The organism is Allobosea sp. NPDC055353 (assembly GCF_053644975.1).
In genome coordinates this window covers 907,438-926,580 of record NZ_JBSHMC010000002.1, presented here as the reverse complement: position 1 = coordinate 926,580, position 19,143 = coordinate 907,438, and the positions used below count along the sequence as shown (strand labels likewise).

15 protein-coding genes are annotated in these 19,143 nt (G+C 66.1%); 13 read left to right on the top strand and 2 right to left on the bottom strand.

What is annotated here, in order from left to right; genetic code table 11:
* Position 1: 1 nt before the first annotated feature.
* The 8 genes from ACWIEX_RS17785 (at position 2) to lpdA (ending at position 10,800) form a co-directional block, all read left to right on the top strand.
* On the top strand, positions 2 to 601 hold the full coding sequence (locus ACWIEX_RS17785; protein ID WP_454034311.1) for a TetR/AcrR family transcriptional regulator: 600 nt from the start codon (positions 2 to 4) through the stop codon (positions 599 to 601).
* 322 nt (positions 602 to 923) lie between these two features.
* Positions 924 to 1,886: a malate dehydrogenase gene (mdh, locus tag ACWIEX_RS17780; RefSeq protein WP_061969967.1), complete on the top strand. Its 963-nt coding sequence runs from the start codon at positions 924 to 926 to the stop codon at positions 1,884 to 1,886.
* 78 nt (positions 1,887 to 1,964) lie between these two features.
* Positions 1,965 to 3,161 carry an ADP-forming succinate--CoA ligase subunit beta gene (gene sucC / locus ACWIEX_RS17775; protein WP_454034310.1) on the top strand — a complete coding sequence of 399 codons (1,197 nt, stop codon included), beginning with the start codon at positions 1,965 to 1,967 and terminating at the stop codon, positions 3,159 to 3,161.
* A 9-nt stretch (positions 3,162 to 3,170) separates the two neighbouring features.
* On the top strand, positions 3,171 to 4,055 hold the full coding sequence (gene sucD / locus ACWIEX_RS17770; protein ID WP_454034309.1) for a succinate--CoA ligase subunit alpha: 885 nt from the start codon (positions 3,171 to 3,173) through the stop codon (positions 4,053 to 4,055).
* A gap of 158 nt (positions 4,056 to 4,213) precedes the next feature.
* Entirely contained in the window at positions 4,214 to 7,171 is a 2,958-nt protein-coding gene (locus ACWIEX_RS17765) for a 2-oxoglutarate dehydrogenase E1 component (protein ID WP_454034308.1), read from the top strand.
* Positions 7,172 to 7,312: 141 nt separating this feature from the next.
* The gene (gene odhB / locus ACWIEX_RS17760) at positions 7,313 to 8,599 is read left to right on the top strand and encodes a 2-oxoglutarate dehydrogenase complex dihydrolipoyllysine-residue succinyltransferase (protein ID WP_454034307.1); all 1,287 of its coding nucleotides are present in this window, start codon (positions 7,313 to 7,315) and stop codon (positions 8,597 to 8,599) included.
* A 16-nt stretch (positions 8,600 to 8,615) separates the two neighbouring features.
* On the top strand, positions 8,616 to 9,359 hold the full coding sequence (locus tag ACWIEX_RS17755; RefSeq protein ID WP_454034306.1) for an SDR family oxidoreductase: 744 nt from the start codon (positions 8,616 to 8,618) through the stop codon (positions 9,357 to 9,359).
* 37 nt (positions 9,360 to 9,396) lie between these two features.
* Positions 9,397 to 10,800, top strand: a complete 1,404-nt coding sequence (lpdA, locus tag ACWIEX_RS17750; protein ID WP_454034305.1) for a dihydrolipoyl dehydrogenase — start codon at positions 9,397 to 9,399, stop codon at positions 10,798 to 10,800.
* Positions 10,801 to 10,916: 116 nt separating this feature from the next.
* On the opposite strand, the gene folD is transcribed toward lpdA, so the two are convergent.
* Positions 10,917 to 11,777, bottom strand: a complete 861-nt coding sequence (gene folD / locus ACWIEX_RS17745) for a bifunctional methylenetetrahydrofolate dehydrogenase/methenyltetrahydrofolate cyclohydrolase FolD (RefSeq protein ID WP_454034304.1) — start codon at positions 11,775 to 11,777, stop codon at positions 10,917 to 10,919.
* A gap of 190 nt (positions 11,778 to 11,967) precedes the next feature.
* Between folD and ACWIEX_RS17740 the strand changes: the two genes are divergently transcribed.
* The 5 genes from ACWIEX_RS17740 (at position 11,968) to ACWIEX_RS17720 (ending at position 16,904) form a co-directional block, all read left to right on the top strand.
* Complete coding sequence (locus ACWIEX_RS17740) at positions 11,968 to 13,293, top strand: cytosine deaminase (protein ID WP_454034303.1); 1,326 nt, start codon at positions 11,968 to 11,970, stop codon at positions 13,291 to 13,293.
* Positions 13,290 to 14,714, top strand: a complete 1,425-nt coding sequence (locus tag ACWIEX_RS17735) for an FAD-binding oxidoreductase (protein WP_454034302.1) — start codon at positions 13,290 to 13,292, stop codon at positions 14,712 to 14,714. The genes ACWIEX_RS17740 and ACWIEX_RS17735 overlap by 4 nt, the downstream gene beginning before the upstream one ends.
* A 5-nt stretch (positions 14,715 to 14,719) precedes the next feature.
* Complete coding sequence (locus tag ACWIEX_RS17730) at positions 14,720 to 15,307, top strand: NAD(P)H-dependent oxidoreductase (RefSeq protein ID WP_454034301.1); 588 nt, start codon at positions 14,720 to 14,722, stop codon at positions 15,305 to 15,307.
* Positions 15,308 to 15,405: 98 nt separating this feature from the next.
* Entirely contained in the window at positions 15,406 to 15,888 is a 483-nt protein-coding gene (locus tag ACWIEX_RS17725; RefSeq protein WP_454034300.1) for a MarR family winged helix-turn-helix transcriptional regulator, read from the top strand.
* Between the two features lie 137 nt (positions 15,889 to 16,025).
* On the top strand, positions 16,026 to 16,904 hold the full coding sequence (locus tag ACWIEX_RS17720) for a DMT family transporter (protein ID WP_454034299.1): 879 nt from the start codon (positions 16,026 to 16,028) through the stop codon (positions 16,902 to 16,904).
* Positions 16,905 to 17,157: 253 nt separating this feature from the next.
* Here the strand turns inward: ACWIEX_RS17720 and ACWIEX_RS17715 are convergent, their stop codons facing one another.
* Positions 17,158 to 19,122 (bottom strand): potassium transporter Kup, encoded by a 1,965-nt coding sequence (locus tag ACWIEX_RS17715; protein ID WP_454034298.1) that lies wholly within the window; start codon positions 19,120 to 19,122, stop codon positions 17,158 to 17,160.
* Positions 19,123 to 19,143 lie beyond the last annotated feature (21 nt).

The window sequence follows — 19,143 nt, the reverse complement described above, 5'->3', positions numbered from 1 at the left end:
GATGCCGCAGCGCGAGCCGAGCGAGACCCGCATCCTCACGGTCGCTGGCGAGCATCTGCGCAAGTTCGGGCTGAAGCGCTTCACCGTCGTCGCCGTGGCGGAAGAGGCGGGCATGACCCATGCCAATGTCTATCGCTACTTCCCGTCCAAGGGGGCGCTGATCGACGCGGTCGTCGATGTCTGGCTGAAGGCGACGGAGCGGCGGCTCGCCGACGTTGCCGACGGACCCGATCCGGCCGACGACAAGCTCGAGCGCCTGATCCTGGCGCTGGCCAAGGCCAATCGCGACCTGCTGAGCGAGGAGCCGCATCTTTTCGCGGCCCTGTCGCTGGCGGTGGCCAAGCGGCACGCGATCAGCCGGCGCAACCGCACCCGCGTGCGCGCTCTGTTCGAGCGGGTGGTCGACGAGGGCATGGCCACCGGCGTGTTCGAGCCGCGCGACCGCGACCGGGCGATCGCCTTCGTCATCGACGCCACCAACCGCTTCATCCATCCGGCCTCGCTCGCGCTTGAAGCCGATGTGCCGCAGGCCTCGGTCGACACCCGACTCTCGACCCTGATCCGTGTGATCCTGCGGGTGCTCGGCAGCGGGATCGTGTGAATAATCCGGTTACCAATTACAATATCTGTAAATTGTAATTATCGATTTTCGTTCCTGGTGGAACCGAGTGCTGTTCTTTGCTTCTTCTAAGTTATTGAAAAATATAGACGTGCCTCGCGCGCTATCGCGCGAGGCACTCCGGTGCCCGAGAAAAGCCGCTTTTGCGGCGAGGGTTGCGGCAAAAGGCCGGTTTGGGCCAAAGGAACGCACGGTTTGGCCGGCTCCCACCGGGAGCCGACCTGTCGCAGCGCCAAGGCATTTTGAATGTCGAAGCCGGCAGCAGCCGGATCGATGGTCGCGCCAGAAACAAAAGGACTAGGCAATGGCCCGTAAGAAGATCGCCCTCATCGGCTCCGGCCAGATCGGTGGCACGCTCGCTCACCTCGCCGGCCTCAAGGAACTGGGCGACGTCGTCCTGTTCGACATCGCCGAGGGCATTCCGCAGGGCAAGGGGCTGGACATCGCCGAGTCCGCTCCGGTCGACGGCTTCGACGCCGGCTACAAGGGCACGAACTCCTACGAGGACATCAAGGGCGCCGACGTCATCATCGTCACCGCCGGCGTGCCGCGCAAGCCTGGCATGAGCCGCGACGACCTGATCGGCATCAACCTCAAGGTGATGAAGTCGGTCGGCGAAGGCATCAAGCAGTACGCCCCGAAGGCCTTCGTGATCTGCATCACCAACCCGCTCGATGCGATGGTCTGGGCTCTCCAGAAGTTCTCGGGCCTGAAGCCCAACATGATCTGCGGCATGGCCGGCGTGCTGGATAGCGCCCGCTTCCGTCACTTCCTCGCCGAGGAGTTCCAGGTCTCGGTCAAGGACGTCTCGGCCTTCGTGCTCGGCGGCCATGGCGACGACATGGTGCCGCTGGTCCGCTACTCGGGCGTCGCCGGCATCCCGCTGCCGGACCTCGTCAAGATGAAGTGGACCACGCAGGAGAAGCTGGACGCCATCGTCGAGCGCACCCGCAAGGGCGGCGGCGAGATCGTCAACCTGCTCAAGACCGGCTCGGCTTTCTATGCTCCGGCGGCTTCCGCGATCGCGATGGCCGAGAGCTATCTCAAGGACCAGAAGCGCGTTCTGCCTGCGGCGGCTGCGCTGCGCGGCCAGTACGGCGTCAAGGACATGTTTGTCGGCGTTCCCGTCGTGATCGGTGCCAAGGGCGTCGAGCGCGTCGTCAAGATCCGCCTCAACGGCGCCGAGAAGGAGATGCTGGCGAAGTCGGTGGCTTCGGTCCAGAACCTGATCGACGCCTGCAAGACCGTCGATCCGTCACTCGCGTAAGTTAAGCAAGGGCGGCGGCGCGGTTTCGCGCGGCCGCCCTTTCGTCAATTGTCTGTCGCTGTCAGGGAAACCGAGCACATGAACATCCACGAATACCAGGGCAAAGCCATCCTCAAGGAATTCGGCGCGCCCGTTTCGGCCGGTTTCCCGGCTCTCACGGTGGCGGAGGCGGTCGAGGCCGCCAAGAAGCTGCCGGGGCCGCTTTACGTCGTGAAGTCGCAGATCCACGCCGGCGGGCGCGGCAAGGGCAAGTTCAAGGAACTCGGCCCCGACGCCAAGGGCGGCGTTCGCCTCGCCAAGTCGGTGGCCGAGGTCGAGGCCCACGCCAAGGAGATGCTCGGCAACACGCTGGTCACGATCCAGACCGGCGAGACCGGCAAGCAGGTCAACCGCCTCTATATCGAGGACGGCTCGGACATCGAGAAGGAGTTCTACCTCTCGGCGCTGGTCGACCGCGAAACCTCGCGCATCGCCTTCGTCATCTCGACCGAGGGCGGCATGGACATCGAGGCTGTCGCCCATGACACGCCCGAGAAGATCGAGACCTTCTCGGTCGACCCGGCGACCGGCATCATGCCGCATCACGGCCGTTCCATGGCGCGCATCCTCGGCTTGCAGGGCGACCTCGCCAAGCAGGCCGGCACCGTGCTCGGCCAGATCTACGCAGCGTTCGTGGCCAAGGACATGGACATGCTGGAGATCAACCCGCTGATCGTGACCACCCAGGGCCAGATCAAGTGCCTGGACGCCAAGGTCTCGTTCGACTCGAACGCGCTCTATCGTCACCCCGAGGTGGTTGCGCTGCGCGACACCACGGAAGAGGACGAGAAGGAGATCGAGGCCTCCAAGTACGACCTCGCCTATATCGCGCTCGATGGCACGATCGGCTGCATGGTCAACGGCGCCGGCCTCGCCATGGCGACGCTCGACATCATCCAACTCTACGGTGAAAGCCCTGCGAACTTCCTCGACGTCGGCGGCGGCGCCAGCGAAGAGAAGGTGACGGCGGCGTTCAAGATCATCACCGCCGACCCGAAGGTGAAGGGCATCCTCGTCAACATCTTCGGCGGCATCATGAAGTGCGACGTCATCGCGCGCGGCGTCATCGCGGCGGTGAAGGCGGTCGGCCTGCAGGTTCCGCTGGTGGTGCGCCTCGAAGGCACGAATGTCGAGGAGGGCAAGCAGATCATCCGCGACTCCGGCCTCAACGTCATCCCCGCCGATGACCTCGACGACGCCGCGCAGAAGATCGTCGCCGCGATCAAGAAGGCCTGAGGAGCAGACATGTCCATCCTGATCGACAAGAACACCAAGGTCATCTGCCAGGGCTTCACCGGCAAGAACGGGACCTTCCACTCCGAGCAGGCGATCGCCTATGGCACGCAGATGGTCGGCGGCACCTCGCCGGGCAAGGGCGGCTCGCTCCATCTCGGCCTGCCCGTCTTCGACAGCGTGCACGAGGCCAAGGCCAAGACCGGCGCCACGGCGTCCGTTGTCTACGTGCCGCCTCCGGGCGCCGCCGACGCGATCTGCGAGGCGATCGATGCCGAGATCCCGCTGGTGATCTGCATCACCGAGGGCATCCCGGTGCTCGACATGGTGCGCGTCAAGCGTTCGCTGGTCGGCTCCAAGACCCGCCTGATCGGCCCGAACTGCCCCGGCGTCGTCACCGCCGGCCAGTCGAAGATCGGCATCATGCCGGCGAACATCTTCAAGCCGGGCAATGTCGGCATCGTTTCGCGCTCGGGCACGCTGACCTATGAGGCGGTGTTCCAGACCACGAACGAGGGCCTCGGCCAGACCACGGCCGTTGGCATCGGCGGCGACCCGGTCAAGGGCACCGAGTTCATCGACATGCTCGAGATGTTCCTGGCCGACGACAAGACCACCTCGATCGTCATGATCGGCGAGATCGGCGGCTCGGCCGAAGAGGACGCGGCGCAGTTCATCAAGGACGAGGCGAAGCGCGGCCGCAAGAAGCCGATGGTCGGCTTCATCGCCGGCCGCACGGCTCCTCCCGGCCGCCGCATGGGCCATGCCGGCGCGATCATCTCGGGCGGCAAGGGCGGCGCCGAGGACAAGATCGCGGCGATGGAAGCGGCCGGCATCCGGGTCTCGCCCTCGCCGGCGCGCCTTGGAAAGACCTTGGTGGAAGTGTTGAAGGGCTGAGGCGTTTTAGCGCGTCATGGCCGGCCTTGAGCTGGCCATGACGCGCCGCCAAATCCCGAGAGGTTGCTCGGGTCAGGCCCGGGCATGACGACAGATTGAATGATGTCCGGGCAAGGGTTCGGACATGGCTTAAAGCGGCGAAGGAAGGCAGGAGCATCATGGCTCGCCAGGACATCAACGAGGCTCTCGCGCAGACCGGCTTCCTCTATGGTGGCAACGCCGCCTATATCGAGGATCTCTATGCCCGCTACGAGTCCGACCCGACATCGGTCGACGAGCAGTGGCAGAGCTTCTTCGGCGCGCTGAAGGACGACAAGGAAGCCGTCCTGCAGAATGCCAAGGGCGCCTCCTGGAAGAAGCCGAACTGGCCGGTCGTCGCCAATGGCGAGCTCGTCTCGGCGCTGGACGGCAACTGGGCCGTGGTCGAGAAGGTGATCTCCGATAAGCTCGGCGCCAAGGCGAAGGCCGCCGGCACCGTGCTCTCCGCCGCCGACGTGCAGCAGGCGACCCGCGACTCGGTACGCGCGATCATGCTGATCCGCGCCTACCGGATGCGCGGTCATTTCCATGCCAAGCTCGATCCGCTGGGCATCGAGAGCCGCACCGATCATGAGGAACTGTCGCCGGCCGCCTTCGGCTTCGGCGAGGCCGATCTCGACCGCAAGGTCTTCATCGACAACGTGCTCGGCATGGAGTTCGCCACCGTCCGCGAGATGGTCGCGGTGCTGCAGAGGACCTATTGCGGTACGGTCGGCATCGAGTTCATGCATATCTCCGACCCCGAGCAGAAGGCCTGGCTGCAGGAGCGCATCGAGGGGCCGGACAAGGAGATCGCCTTCACCCGCGAGGGTAAGCGCGCGATCGTCAACAAGCTCGTCGAGGCCGAGGGCTTCGAGAAGTTCCTCGACCTCAAGTTCACCGGCACCAAGCGCTTCGGCCTGGACGGCGGCGAGGCACTGGTTCCGGCGCTGGAGCAGATCATCAAGCGCGGCGGCGCGCTCGGCGTGCGCGACATCGTCTTCGGCATGGCCCATCGCGGCCGCCTGAACGTGCTGACCCAGGTTCTGGGCAAGCCGCATCGCGCGCTCTTCCACGAGTTCAAGGGCGGTTCCTTCGCGCCTGATGACGTCGAGGGCTCGGGCGACGTGAAGTACCATCTCGGTGCGTCCGCCGATCGCGAGTTCGACGGCAACAACGTCCACGTCTCGCTGACCGCCAACCCGTCGCATCTCGAGATCGTCGACCCGGTCGTGCTCGGCAAGGTGCGCGCCAAGCAGGACCAGTTCGGCGATATCGTCGAGCGCTCCAAGGTGCTGCCGCTGCTGATCCATGGCGACGCGGCCTTCGCCGGCCAGGGCGTCGTGGCGGAATGCCTCGGCCTGTCCGGGCTGAAGGGCCACCGCACCGGCGGCTCGCTGCATTTCATCATCAACAACCAGATCGGCTTCACCACCTATCCGCGCTATTCGCGCTCCTCGCCCTATCCGTCCGACGTGGCGAAGATGGTCGAGGCCCCGGTCTTCCATGTGAACGGCGACGATCCGGAAGCGGTGGTCTTCGCCGCCAAGGTCGCGATCGAGTTCCGGCAGAAATTCCACAAGCCGGTCGTCATCGACATGTTCTGCTATCGCCGCTTCGGCCATAACGAAGGCGATGAGCCGGGCTTCACCCAGCCGCTGATGTACCGCAAGATCCGCGGCCACAAGTCGACGCTGGAGCTCTACGGCGAGAAGCTCGCGGCCGAGGGCGTGATCGAAGCCGGCGAGCTCGACGCGATGCGCGCCGCCTGGAAGGCGAAGCTGGAGGTCGAGTTCGACGCCGGCCAGGCCTTCAAGCCGAACAAGGCAGACTGGCTCGACGGCCGCTGGGCCGGCATGAAGGCGATCCGCGCCGATGAGGACGATCCGCGCCGCGGCGCCACCGGCGTGCCGGCGGCGGTGCTCAAGGAGATCACCGAGAAGATCACGGCTGTTCCGGCCGGCTTCAACGTCCACAAGACGATCCAGCGCTTCCTCGACAACCGCAAGAAGGCGGTCGAGGCCGGCGAGGGCATCGACTGGGCGACGGCGGAATCGCTGGCTTTCGGCTCGCTCTTGCTCGACGGCAATCCGGTGCGCCTCTCCGGCCAGGATTGCGAGCGCGGCACCTTCTCGCAGCGCCATTCGGTGCTGATCGACCAGGAGACCGAGGCGCGCCACACCTCGCTGAACGACATCCGCGAAGGCCAGGCGCGCTACGAGGTCATCAATTCGATGCTCTCGGAAGAGGCTGTGCTCGGCTTCGAATACGGCTACACCCTGTCGGAGCCGAACGCCCTGACCTGCTGGGAAGCGCAGTTCGGCGATTTCGCCAACGGCGCGCAGGTCGTGTTCGACCAGTTCATCTCGTCGGGCGAGCGCAAGTGGCTGCGCATGTCCGGCCTCGTCTGCCTGCTGCCGCATGGCTATGAGGGCCAGGGTCCGGAGCACTCCTCCGCCCGCCTGGAGCGCTTCCTGCAGATGTGCGCCGAGGACAACATGCAGGTGGCGAACTGCTCGACGCCTGCGAGCTATTTCCACATCCTGCGCCGCCAGCTGAAGCGCGACTTCCGCAAGCCGCTGATCCTGATGACGCCGAAGTCGCTGCTGCGCCACAAGCGCTGCCTCTCCGACCTCAGCGAACTGGCCGAGGGCTCGACCTTCCACCGCGTGCTGGCCGACGATGCCGAGCGGGGCAAGTCGACCACCAAGCTGGTCAAGGACTCGAAGATCCGCCGTGTCGTGCTCTGCTCGGGCAAGGTCTATTTCGACCTGCTGGAGGAGCGCGAGAAGCGCGGCGTCGACGATGTCTACCTGATGCGCGTCGAGCAGCTCTACCCGTTCCCGCTGAAGACGCTGGCGCAGGAGCTGGCGCGCTTCAAGGGCGCCGACGTGGTCTGGTGCCAGGAGGAGCCGAAGAACATGGGCTCCTGGACCTTCGTCGAGCCCTACCTGGAATGGGTTCTGGGCCATGCCGGCTCGAAGTCGAAGCGTCCGCGCTATGTCGGCCGCCCGGCCTCGGCCGCGACCGCGACCGGCCTGATGTCCAAGCATCTCGCCCAGCTCAACGCCTTCCTCGACGAGGCATTTGCCGCTTAAACTTGGTGTCATCCCGGACAAGCCGCGTCAGCGGCGCCGATCCGGGATCCATGCCTGAACCGTTCCGGAATGGATCCCGGGTCTGCGCTTCGCTTAAGCCCGGGATGACCTCCACGAGATCCGAATAAGAAGAGGCCTGACATGGCGACCGAAATCCGCGTACCCACCCTCGGCGAATCCGTTTCCGAGGCCACCATCGGCAAGTGGTTCAAGAAGCCGGGCGAGGCGGTGAAGGCCGACGAGCCCCTGGTCGAGCTCGAAACCGACAAGGTGACGCTGGAAGTCAACGCGCCGGCCGCCGGCGTGCTCGGCGAGATCGTCGCCAAGGAAGGCGACACGGTCGGCGTCAGCGCGCTGCTCGGCACGATCACGGCGGGCGACGGCAAGGCTGCCGCACCCAAGGCGGAAGAGAAGAAAGCCGACACGGCTGTCGCGCAGGCCGCCGGCAAGGCCGGCGAGGAGACCGTCGCCGCTGCCGAGAAGAAGACCGGCGAGATCGCCGGCGACACCCAGATCAAGCCGGCGACCAAGGCGGCCGATTCCGGCCCGGCCGTCTCGCGCCTCGCTGCCGAGAGCGGCGTCGATCCTTCGAAGGTCGCTGCCTCGGGCAAGGACGGACGCGTGACCAAGGGCGACATGCTTGCCGCGATCGCGACCGGTGGTGCCGCCGCTCCGGCCGCAGCACCTGCTCCGGTCGCGGTCCGCGCCCCGTCGGCGCCGGATGACGGCGCCCGCGAAGAGCGCGTCAAGATGACCAAGCTGCGCCAGACCATCGCGCGCCGCCTCAAGGAAGCCCAGTCCAACGCGGCGATGCTGACGACCTTCAACGAGGTCGACATGTCCGGCGTGATGGCGCTGCGCAACCAGTACAAGGACGTGTTCGAGAAGAAGCACGGCGTGAAGCTCGGCTTCATGGGCTTCTTCGTGAAGGCCTGCGTCCAGGCGCTGAAGGAGATCCCGGCGGTCAATGCCGAGATCGACGGCACCGACATCATCTACAAGAACTACTACCATATCGGCGTCGCCGTCGGCACCGAGAAGGGCCTGGTGGTTCCGGTCGTGCGCGATGCGGACGAGCTTTCGATCGCCGGCGTCGAGAAGAAGATCGGCGAGTTCGGCAAGAAGGCCCGCGACGGCAAGCTCTCGATCGAGGAGATGCAGGGCGGCACCTTCACCATCTCGAATGGCGGCGTCTACGGCTCGCTGATGTCGACCCCGATCCTGAACGCGCCGCAGTCGGCGATCCTGGGCATGCACAAGATCCAGGAGCGCCCGGTCGTCGTCGGCGGCAAGATCGAGATCCGCCCGATGATGTATCTCGCGGTCAGCTACGACCACCGCATCATCGACGGCAAGGAAGCCGTGACCTTCCTCGTTCGCATCAAGGAAGGCCTGGAGGACCCGGCGCGCCTCGTCCTCGATCTCTGATCGCGCGGAGCGGGATATGTCGGGCGTTGCGATCGTCACCGGCGGCAGCCGGGGAATCGGCCGGGCGACCGCGATCCTGCTCGCGGAGCGCGGCTACGATCTCGTCGTCAACTACCAGTCCAATACTGAGGCCGCGACTGATACGGTCGCGGCCATCAACGGCCAGGGCCGGCAGGCGATCGCGGTCAAGGGCGATGTCGGCAATGAGGCCGATGTCGCTGCGATCTTCGCGGCCGCCGACCAGCTCGGGCGCCTGACGGCGCTGGTCAACAATGCCGGCGTCATCGATGCCCCGCAGCGCCTCGACGAGATGGACCTCGCCCGGCTTGACCGGATGTTCCGGATCAACCTGACCGGCAGCTTCCTCTGCGCCCGCGAGGCGGTGAAGCGGATGTCGACCCGCCATGGCGGGCAGGGCGGCGGCATCGTCAACCTGTCCTCCGCGGCGGCGGTGCTGGCGGGCGCCGGACAATATCTCGACTATGCCGCGGCGAAAGCCGGCATCGACATCTTCACGCTTGGCCTGGCTCGCGAGGTCGCCGCCGAGGGCATCCGGGTCAACGCCGTCCGGCCCGGCATCATCGATACGGAGATCCATGCCAGCGGCGGCATGCCCGATCGCGTCGCTGCCTTGCGCGACCAGCTTCCGATGAAGCGCGAGGGCACGGCGCGCGAGGTGGCGCAGGCGATCGCCTGGCTGCTTTCGGACGAGGCCTCCTACACCAACGGAACCGTCTTGAACGTGACCGGCGGGCGCTGAAGCGCCGCCGCATTCGAACACAGGAAAGGAAGTCACCATGGCTGCGGCCTACGATCTCGTCGTCATCGGAACCGGCCCCGGCGGCTATGTCTGCGCCATCCGCGCCGCCCAGCTCGGCCTCAAGGTCGCGGTGGTCGAGAAGCGCAAGACCCATGGCGGCACCTGCCTCAATGTCGGCTGCATCCCGTCCAAGGCGCTGCTGCACGCTTCCGAGATGTTCGAGGAAGCCGGCCACACCTTCGAGAAGCTCGGCATCGTCGTCGGCAAGCCGAAGCTCGATCTCAAGGCGATGATGGCCCACAAGCAGGAGACGATTGACGCGAACGTCACCGGCGTCGGCTTCCTGCTGAAGAAGAACAAGATTGACGCCTTCCACGGCACCGCCTCGATCCCCGCCGCCGGCAAGGTCGTCGTGACCGCCGAAGACGGCAAGGCGCAGGAGATCGAGACCAAGAACATCGTCATCGCGACGGGTTCGGAATCGGCGCCGCTGCCGGGCGTGACCGTCGACGAGAAGACCGTGGTGACCTCGACCGGCGCGCTCGAGATCGGCGCCGTGCCGAAGGAGCTCGTCGTGGTCGGCGCCGGCGTGATCGGCCTCGAGATCGGTTCGGTCTGGGCGCGCCTCGGCGCCAAGGTCACCGTCGTCGAATATCTCGACCGCATCCTGCCCGGCATGGATGGCGAGGTCGCCAAGCAGTTCCAGCGCATCCTGCAGAAGCAGGGCTTCACCTTCCAGCTCGGCTCCAAGGTCACCAAGGTCGAGACGGGCAAGAAGGGCGCGACCGTCACCGTCGAGCCCGCCGCCGGCGGCACGGCGACCACGCTCAACGCCGATATCGTGCTGGTCGCGATCGGCCGTCGCCCGAACACGGATGGCCTCGGCCTCGACAAGGCCGGTGTCGCCACCGAGAAGGGCCGCGTCGTCATCGACGATCATTTCAAGACCAATGTCGCCGGCATCTACGCGATCGGCGACGTGGTGCGCGGGCCGATGCTGGCGCATAAGGCCGAGGACGAGGGCGTTGCCGTCGCCGAGATCATCGCCGGCAAGCATGGCCATGTGAACTACGACGCGATTCCCGGCATCGTCTACACCGCGCCGGAAGTCGCCGCGATCGGCAAGACCGAGGAAGAGCTGCAGGCGGCCGGCGTCGCCTACAAGGTCGGCAAGTTCCCGTTCACGGCGAACGGCCGCGCCCGCGCCATGCGCCACACGGACGGTTTCGTGAAGGTGCTGGCCGATGCGGCGACCGACCGCGTGCTCGGCTGCCACATCATCGGCCCGCATGCCGGCGACCTGATCGCGGAAGTGACCGTGCTTATGGAGTTCGGCGGCTCCTCGGAAGACCTCGCTCGCACCTGCCACGCCCATCCGACGCTGGCCGAGGCGGTGAAGGAAGCCGCGATGGCGGTCGAGAAGCGCCAGATCCATATGTGATCGGGCTGGCGGGCCGTGCCTCTGGTGCGGCCCTGCGCCAAGAATGAAAAAAGGAGCTGCAGGACTGCAGCTCCTTTTTCGTTCGAGGACTACTGGGAAAAGCCTGACCGCTGAGCTTAGCCCCGCCGGGCGTGGAACGCCGTCAGCGTGTTCTTGAGCAGGCAGGCGATGGTCATCGGGCCGACGCCGCCGGGAACCGGGGTGATCGCGCCCGCGACCTTCACGGCCTCCGCGAAATCGACGTCGCCGGTCAGCTTGCCGTCGGGCAGGCGGTTGATGCCGACATCGATCACGGTCGCGCCCGGCTTGATCCAGTCGCCCTTGACCATGCGCGGCCGGCCGACCGCGGCGATGACGATATCGGCGCGCTTCACCACGGAGGCCAGGTCGCGCGTGCGCGAATGGGCGATGGTGACGGTGCAGTCGGCCTGAAGCAGAAGCTGTGCGACCGGACGACCGACAAGCTCGGAGCGGCCGATCACCACGGCGTCGAGCCCGGACAGCGATGGCAGCGCCTGCTTCAGCAAGAGCATGGAGCCGAGCGGCGTGCAGGGCACGAGGCCGTTCTTGCCGCCGGCCAGCAGGCCGGCATTGATCGGGTGCAGGCCGTCGACATCCTTGGCCGGATCGATGGCGTCGATAATGCGGCCGGTGTCGATATGCTTGGGCAGCGGAAGCTGCACGAGGATGCCGTCGACGCTGTCGTCGGCGTTGAGCGCGGCGAGCTTGGTGAGGAGTTCCGCCTCGGTCGTGTCTGCCGGCAGCCGATGCGCGACCGAGTTCATGCCGATCTCGACCGCGAGCTTCTCCTTCGAGGCGACATAGACCTTGCTCGCCGGATCCTCGCCGACGAGGACGACATGGAGGCCGGGCACGATGCCCCGCGCCGCCTTGATCGCCGCGACCTCGCGACCGATCTCGGCCCTGAGCGCGGCCGCGGTGGCCTTGCCGTCGATGATGCGGGCTTCGCCGGTCATGGGTTCGACCTCGTGTTGGCTGATGATGCCGCCCTCATGCGCGATCCGGCCGGGCTGGACAAGCCTGAATGCATGGCTTTCCCGGCTGCGACGTCATCGGCGGGGGAGGAAAGGGCGGTGCGGCTTGCGAGCGTCCGGTCGGCCCGGTATCTCCGATCCGGAGCTTGAGAGGCAGGAGAGGCGAGACAACGTGACGACCGGTTTCGCCCGCCTGCCCGATGCGCCGGCCTTCCGCCTGACCGATCTGCGTGTGCCTGCCTGCCTGATCGAGGGCGGCGATATCCCGGCTGACCGCAATGGGCTGGCGCGTGTCGACCTCGCCGTCGCGGACGGTCGCATCACAGCGATCGAGCCTGCCGGGATGGCACCCGTTGGGGCGGGGCCTGTCCTAAGCCTCGACGGTGGCATCGCGCTGCCGCGGCTCGTCGACGCTCACGTTCATCTCGACAAGGGCCATATCTGGCCGCGCAGCCCCAATCCGGACGGCACCTTTCCGGGCGCGCTGAATACGGTCGGCGCCGATCGCGAGGCCAACTGGTCGGCTGGGGATGTGCGGGCGCGCATGGAGTTCTCGCTGCGCGGCGCCTTCGCCCATGGCACGGCGGCGATGCGGACGCATCTCGATTCGCTGGGCAAGCAGATCGGAATTTCCTGGCCTGTTTATGCCGAGCTGCGGGCGGAGTGGGCCGGGCGCATCGCGTTGCAGGCATCACCCCTCTTTGGCGCCGATGCCGCGCTCGACCCCGCGCATATGCAGGCGGTGATCGCCGCGGTGAAGGCGCATGGCGACAGGTTGCTCGGCTGCGTCACCTATATGATCCCGGAACTCGACCGGGCGCTCGATATCCTGTTCCGGGCGGCGATCGAGAACGGCTTCGATCTCGACTTCCATGTCGACGAGACCAATGACCCGGCGGCCCGCTCCTTGGAGCACATCGCCGATGCGGCTTTGCGGCATCGCTTCGAGGGCAAAATCCTGTGCGGGCATTGCTGCTCGCTGGCGCTGCAGGCGCCGGAGGATGAGGCGCGCATCATCGCCAAGGTCCGCGAGGCCGGGATCGCTGTGGTCTCGCTGCCGCTGTGCAACATGTACTTGCAGGACCGCCAGCCCGGCCGCACGCCACGCTGGCGCGGCGTCACGGCGCTGCATGAATTGAAGGCCGCCGGCGTGCCGGTGATGATCGCCTCCGACAACACGCGTGACCCGTTCTACGCCTATGGCGACCTCGACCTCGTCGAGGTGCTGCGCGAGGGCACGCGCATCCTCCAGCTCGACCATTCCGGGCCGGATTGGGCCAATGCCGTGGCGCGTGCGCCAGCGCAGGTGATGGGCATCGAAGCCGGCGTCATTGCCGTCGGTGCGCCGGCCGATCTCATCCTGATGCGGGCGCGCGACTGGACCGAACTCTTCTCCCGGCCGCAGGCCGACCGCACCGTGCTGGTTTCCGGCCGTGCGATCGACCGGACCTTGCCGGACTACCGCGAACTCGACCATCTGATGGGCAGAGCATCATGACCGCACGCTACGACATCGCCACGCTAAAAAGGCGCCTTGGCAGCATCCGCACCGAGGAGAACCCGGCGCTGGTGAAGCAGAAGAGCCGCGACTTCTTCTGGTACTCGCCGATCCTGAAGCGCCAGCTCGACCATGTCGTTGCCGATATCGTGGTCTCGCCGACGAGCGAGGCGGAGGTGGTGCAGGTGCTCGCCGCCTGCCACGAGCTCGGCATCCCCGTGACGCCGCGCGGCACCGGCACGGGCAATTACGGCCAGGCGATGCCTTTGTCCGGCGGCGTGCTGCTCGATCTCTCCGGCTTCAACAAGGTCAAGGAGATCGCCGCCGGCCGCTATGTCGCCGAACCCGGCGCGATCATGGCTCGGATCGACGACGAGACCCGCGCCCATTCGCGGCAGGAACTGCGCCTGCACCCGTCCACCTACCAGACCGCCTCGATCGGCGGCTTCATCGCCGGCGGCTCGGGCGGCGTCGGCTCGATCAAATGGGGCGGCCTGCGCGACTGGGGCAACATCATCCGGCTCAAGGTCGCGACGATGGAGAAAAGCCCGCGCATCCTCGAATTCTCCGGCGAGGATCTGCACAAGGTCGCGCATGCCTATGGCACCAATGGCATCATCACCGAGGTCGAGATGCCACTCGGTCCCGCTTACAATTGGGTCGACGTCATCGTCGGCTTCGAGCACCTGCGGGCTGCGACCGAATTCGCCAATGCGGTCGGCGAACAGGACGGGCTTGCGCTGAAGAATCTCTGCGTCGTCGCGGCGCCCGCACCGCATGACTATTTCCTGCGCCATCGTAAGTTCCTGCCGCGCGACAGCCATCTCGTCATCGTCATGGCCGCCGATTTCGCGGTCGATGCGCTCTGCGCCTATGCGCGGCGCTTCAAGGGCGCGGAGCTCCTGCTGCGCACCGACAAGCTCTCGCCCGAGGATGCCAAGGGCCTGCCACCGGCCTATGAGCTCGGCTGGAACCACACGACGCTGAGGGCGCTGAGGGTGGATCCCAAGATCACCTATCTGCAGGTGCTCTATCCCTATCCGAACCAGGTCGATCTCGTGGACAAGATCCATGCCCGCTTCGGCGACGAGGTGACCTGCCATCTCGAATTCGTGCGCTTCGACGGCAAGATCACCTGCTTCGGGCTACCGCTGGTGCGCTTCACCAGCGAGGAGCGGCTGGAGGAGATCATGGCGATCCATGAGGAGATGGGCGCGCCGATCTTCAACCCGCATCGCTACACGCTGGAGGAGGGCGGCATGAAGCAGACCGACGAGACACAGCTCGCCTTCAAGCGCGAAGCCGATCCGCAGGGCCTGCTCAATCCCGGCAAGATGATCGCCTGGGAGGACCCGGCCTACGATTATCGCTCCGGCAAGACCTTCCTGTTCCGCAGCCTGACCGAGGCCGGAGTCGGCTAAGCACCATGCGCGTCCTCATCCTCTACGCCCATCCGGTGCCGGAAAGCTTCGGCGCCGCGATCCACGAGACGGTGGTCGCCAGTCTGAAGGCCGCGGGGCACGAGGTCGATGATTGCGACCTCTATGCCGAGGGCTTCGACCCGGTGCTGAGCCGGGAGGAGCGGCGCGGCTATCACGACACAGCCAGCAACACATTGCCGGTTGCTGCCTATGTCGAGCGGGTGAAGCGGGCCGACGCGCTGGTGCTGTGCTTCCCGGTCTGGAATTTCGGCTATCCCGCGATCCTGAAGGGCTTCCTCGATCGCGTCTTCCTGCCCGGCGTGTCCTTCGAGATGATCGAGGGCAAGGCACAGCCGGCTCTGCACAATATTCGCCGGCTCGTCGCCGTGACGAGCTATGGCGGCTCGCGCTGGCGCGCCTTCCTGATGGGCGATCCGCCGCGCAAGGCGGTGTGCCGGGCCCTGCGGGCCGTCTGTCATCCGCTGGCGCGCACGACCTATCTCGCCCATTATGAGATGAACCTCTCGACACCGGCCAGCCGGGCGGCCTTCCTGAAAAAAGTCGCGGCGAAACTCGCGTCCTCTTCGCTCTGACATCCGGTTGTCATCCGTCTGTCATGTTCGCGCGCGAATACGCAGCCGGCGAAGCGTCTCGCTTATCCGTCCAAGGATCGGCCCGAAGGATCGACCCCATGACCAAGGCAATCGAGAAGAGCGTCGGCCGTGCCCTGCTCGTCACCGCGCGGCTGCACCGCTCGCGGATGGGCGAAAGGCTGAATGGCCTGGGGTTGTTCCCGGGGCAGGAGCAGGCGCTGAAGGCGCTGCAGCCGGCCCCGATGACGATGGGCGAGCTCGCCGCGCTGCTGCGCGTCAAGCCGCCGACCGTGTCGAAGACGATCGGGCGGCTTTCGCTGCAGGGCCTGGTGACGCGCGAGGGCGGCAACCGTGACGGCCGCCTCGTGCAGGTCGCGCTGACCGAAGCGGGCCAGAAGACCGCGGCCGAGCTCGACGCGGTCTGGAACGACGTCGAGGAGGAGCTTCTCGACAAGCTCGATGGCAGGGAGCGCAAGCAGTTGCGCAAGCTCCTGCGCAAGGCGGCCAAGGGCCTCTCCAAGGCCGGCGCCGAGCAGGACGATGCCGAGGCCGATCTCGACGAAGCGGATAGCGACGCCTGATTTCTGCATGGATCGCATGCTCCGACGTACTGGCGAAGCCGCCTAAATCGGTTCAATCTATTTCGTCATTCCTCCAGAGCATGGCGAGACCCGTGTCCTCTCCTTCAGCGGCGCCTTCCGAGACGGGTCGCGCGCGCATGGCTGCGATCGGCCTGATGTGTGCGGCTGTCCTGCTGTTCTCGCTGCTGGATACCAGTGCGAAATGGCTGGGCCAGTCGATGAATCCGCTGCAGGTGGTGTTCGCGCGCTATGCCGGCAGCATGATCCTGGTCCTGGCGGTCATCAATCCATGGACGCGTCCGGGCGTGCTGCATACCAGGCGCCCCTGGCTGCAATGGGGGCGCTCGCTGCTGCTGCTCGGCTCGACTGCGCTCAACTTCATCGCGCTGCGCTATCTCCAGCTCGCCGAGACGGTCTCGATCATGTTCGCGACGCCCCTGCTGGTGGCGCTGGCCTCGGGGCCGCTGCTCGGGGAATGGCCGGGGCCGCGCCGGCTGGCCGCGATCGGCGTCGGCTTCATCGGCGTGCTGGTGGTGACGCGGCCCGGAATTGGCGGCATGCACCCGGCGGCCCTGCTCAGCGTCGTGGGCTGCCTGTGCTATGCCTTCTATTCGCTGTCGACCCGCATGCTCTCCGGCCATGATTCATCGGAAACGACGATGATCTATTCCGGCGCGGCGGGCACGCTGGCGACGATTCCGCTCCTGCCCTGGATATGGGAAACGCCGCAGACGCTGCTGCCCTGGCTTTTGATGATTGCTGTCGGCGCGCTCGGCGGCTTCGGCCACTGGCTGCTGATCCTGGCGCATCGGCTGGCGCCGGCCACAGTGCTGGCGCCCTTCATCTACTCGCAGATCATCTGGATGCTGCTGCTCGGCTGGCTGGTCTTCGACCAGTTGCCGGATCGCTGGACCTTCGTCGGCGCCGGCATCGTGATCTCGTCGGGGCTCTACCTGCTCTATCGCGAGCGGGTGCGGCATGTGCCGGAGGAAGCGGCTTCGGCACGCTTGGACTGAGTCCGAACAGGCGCGTTATGCTCGGGCTCGACCCGAGTGTCCCTAGAAGGAAAATCGCGGGGAACCCTCTCCCTATGGGAGAGGGCAGGGTGAGGGGTAGGCCGTTGGACACTGTAGCTGTGGCCTGACCACTGCTGCGGTGAGGTTTTACGAACTGGTCCAGGGGCCTACACCTCACCCCTGCCCCTCTCCTTACAGGAGAGGGGTTCCCCGCGCCTTTTGGTGAAAGGTGTTCGAAGTTATTCGAACCGGATCAGACCGTGACCTGCGTGCCGACCTCGACGACGCGGCCGGTCGGGATCTGGAAGAAGTCCGTGGCGTCGGTGGCGCTCTTGGTCAGGCCGATGAAGAGATTGTCCTGCCACATCGGCATGCCCGATTGCGGCGAGGCCTTGATCGAGCGGCGCGACAGGAAGAACGAGGTCGACATGATGTCGAACTTGAAGCCCTGCTTGCGCAGCATGGCCAGGCCCTTCGGCACGTTCGGGCTCTCCATGTAGCCGTAGACCATGTCGACGCGCCAGAAATCGTCGGTGATGCGGGCAAGGCGCACCCGCTCCTCCTCGACGACGCGGGGCGTGTCGGCGGAGCGCACGGTCAGGACGACGTTGCGCTCGTGCAGCACCTTGTTGTGCTTGAGGTTGTGCAGCAGCGAGGCCGGTGCGGTCTCCGGGTCGCTGGTCAGGAACACGGCCATGCCCTTCACCCGGGCCGGCGGGCTCTTCGAGAGCATGGTGACGAGCTCGAGCAGCGGCACATCGGTCTTGCGGGTCTTGTCGAACAGGATCTTGGTGCCGCGCATCCAGGTCCACATCACCAGAGTCAGGCCCATGGCGAGCAGCACCGGCACATAGCCGCCATGGAACAGCTTCAGCATGTTGGCCGAGAAGAACGACACGTCGACCAGGAAGAAGGGGAGGATGAGCGCGCCGGTCGCCAGCGGGCTCCAGCCCCAGTGGCGGCGGATGACGATCGACGCCAGCAGCGACGAGACCACCATCGTGCCGAAGACCGAGATGCCATAGGCATGCGACAGGCTCGACGACGTCCGGAACGACCAGACCAGGATCAGCACGACGACGAGCAGCAGCAGGTTGACGCGCGGCACGTAGATCTGGCCGGAGGTCTGTTCGGAGGTGTGGCGGATCTCCATGCGCGGGAGGAGGCCGAGCTGGATCGCCTGCCGGGTCAACGAGAAGGCGCCAGTGATGACCGACTGGCTGGCGATGATGGTCGCCACCGTCGCCATGATGACGAAGGGCAGCAGCAGCCCCTGCGGCGCGAGCCGGTAGAACGGATTGTCGATGGCGCTGGGGTCGGAGAGGATCAGGGCACCCTGGCCGAGATAGTTGAGCCAGAGAGCCGGGAAGACGACATAGAGCCAGGCGCTCCGGATCGGGCCGCGGCCGAAATGGCCCATATCGGCATAGAGCGCCTCGGCACCCGTCACCGCCAGACAGACCGAGCCGAGCACGGCCAGCGCCACGCCGGCATGGTCGTGGAAGAAGAGCAGCGCATAATACGGATTGATCGAGCGGAAGACGCTGAGATCGTCCGCGATGTGATAGATGCCGAGCCCGGCCAGCGTCAGGAACCAGACCAGCATGATCGGACCGAAGAAGGTCGCGACACGATGGGTGCCGTGGCTCTGCATGACGAACAGGCCGATCAGGATCGCCGAGGCGATCCAGAGGATATAATCGTTGAGCGCGGGCGTGATCAGCTTGACGCCCTCGATCGCGGAGAGAACCGAGATCGCCGGAGTGATGACGGTATCGCCGTAGAACAGGCCGGCGCCGATCATGCCGAGCAGCAGCGCGACATGGCTGCGCGCCCGCCCGAGGCTGCGCTGGGCCAGCGCGACGAGGGTGAGGATGCCGCCTTCGCCGTTATTGTCGGCGCGCATCAGCAGCACGACATATTTCAGCGTCACCACGATGACGAGCGACCAGAGAATCAGCGAGAGCACGCCGATGACGACGGTCGGCGGAATGACCGCGCCCTCTTCGCCGCCGGTCGCAGCCAGCAGCGTCTCGCGCAGCGCGTAGAGCGGGCTGGTGCCGATATCGCCGTAGACGACACCAAGCGCCCCCAGAGCCAGCGCCCCGAAGCCCATCTTGCCGTGACCGTGGCCACCATTCTGGCCGTGGGCGGCGTCGAGCCCGAAGCGTGAATCCTCCGGCCGAACGGTCGCAGGATTCGGGTTCTCATGCCCCATCAGGGATCTCCGCTCATGCTG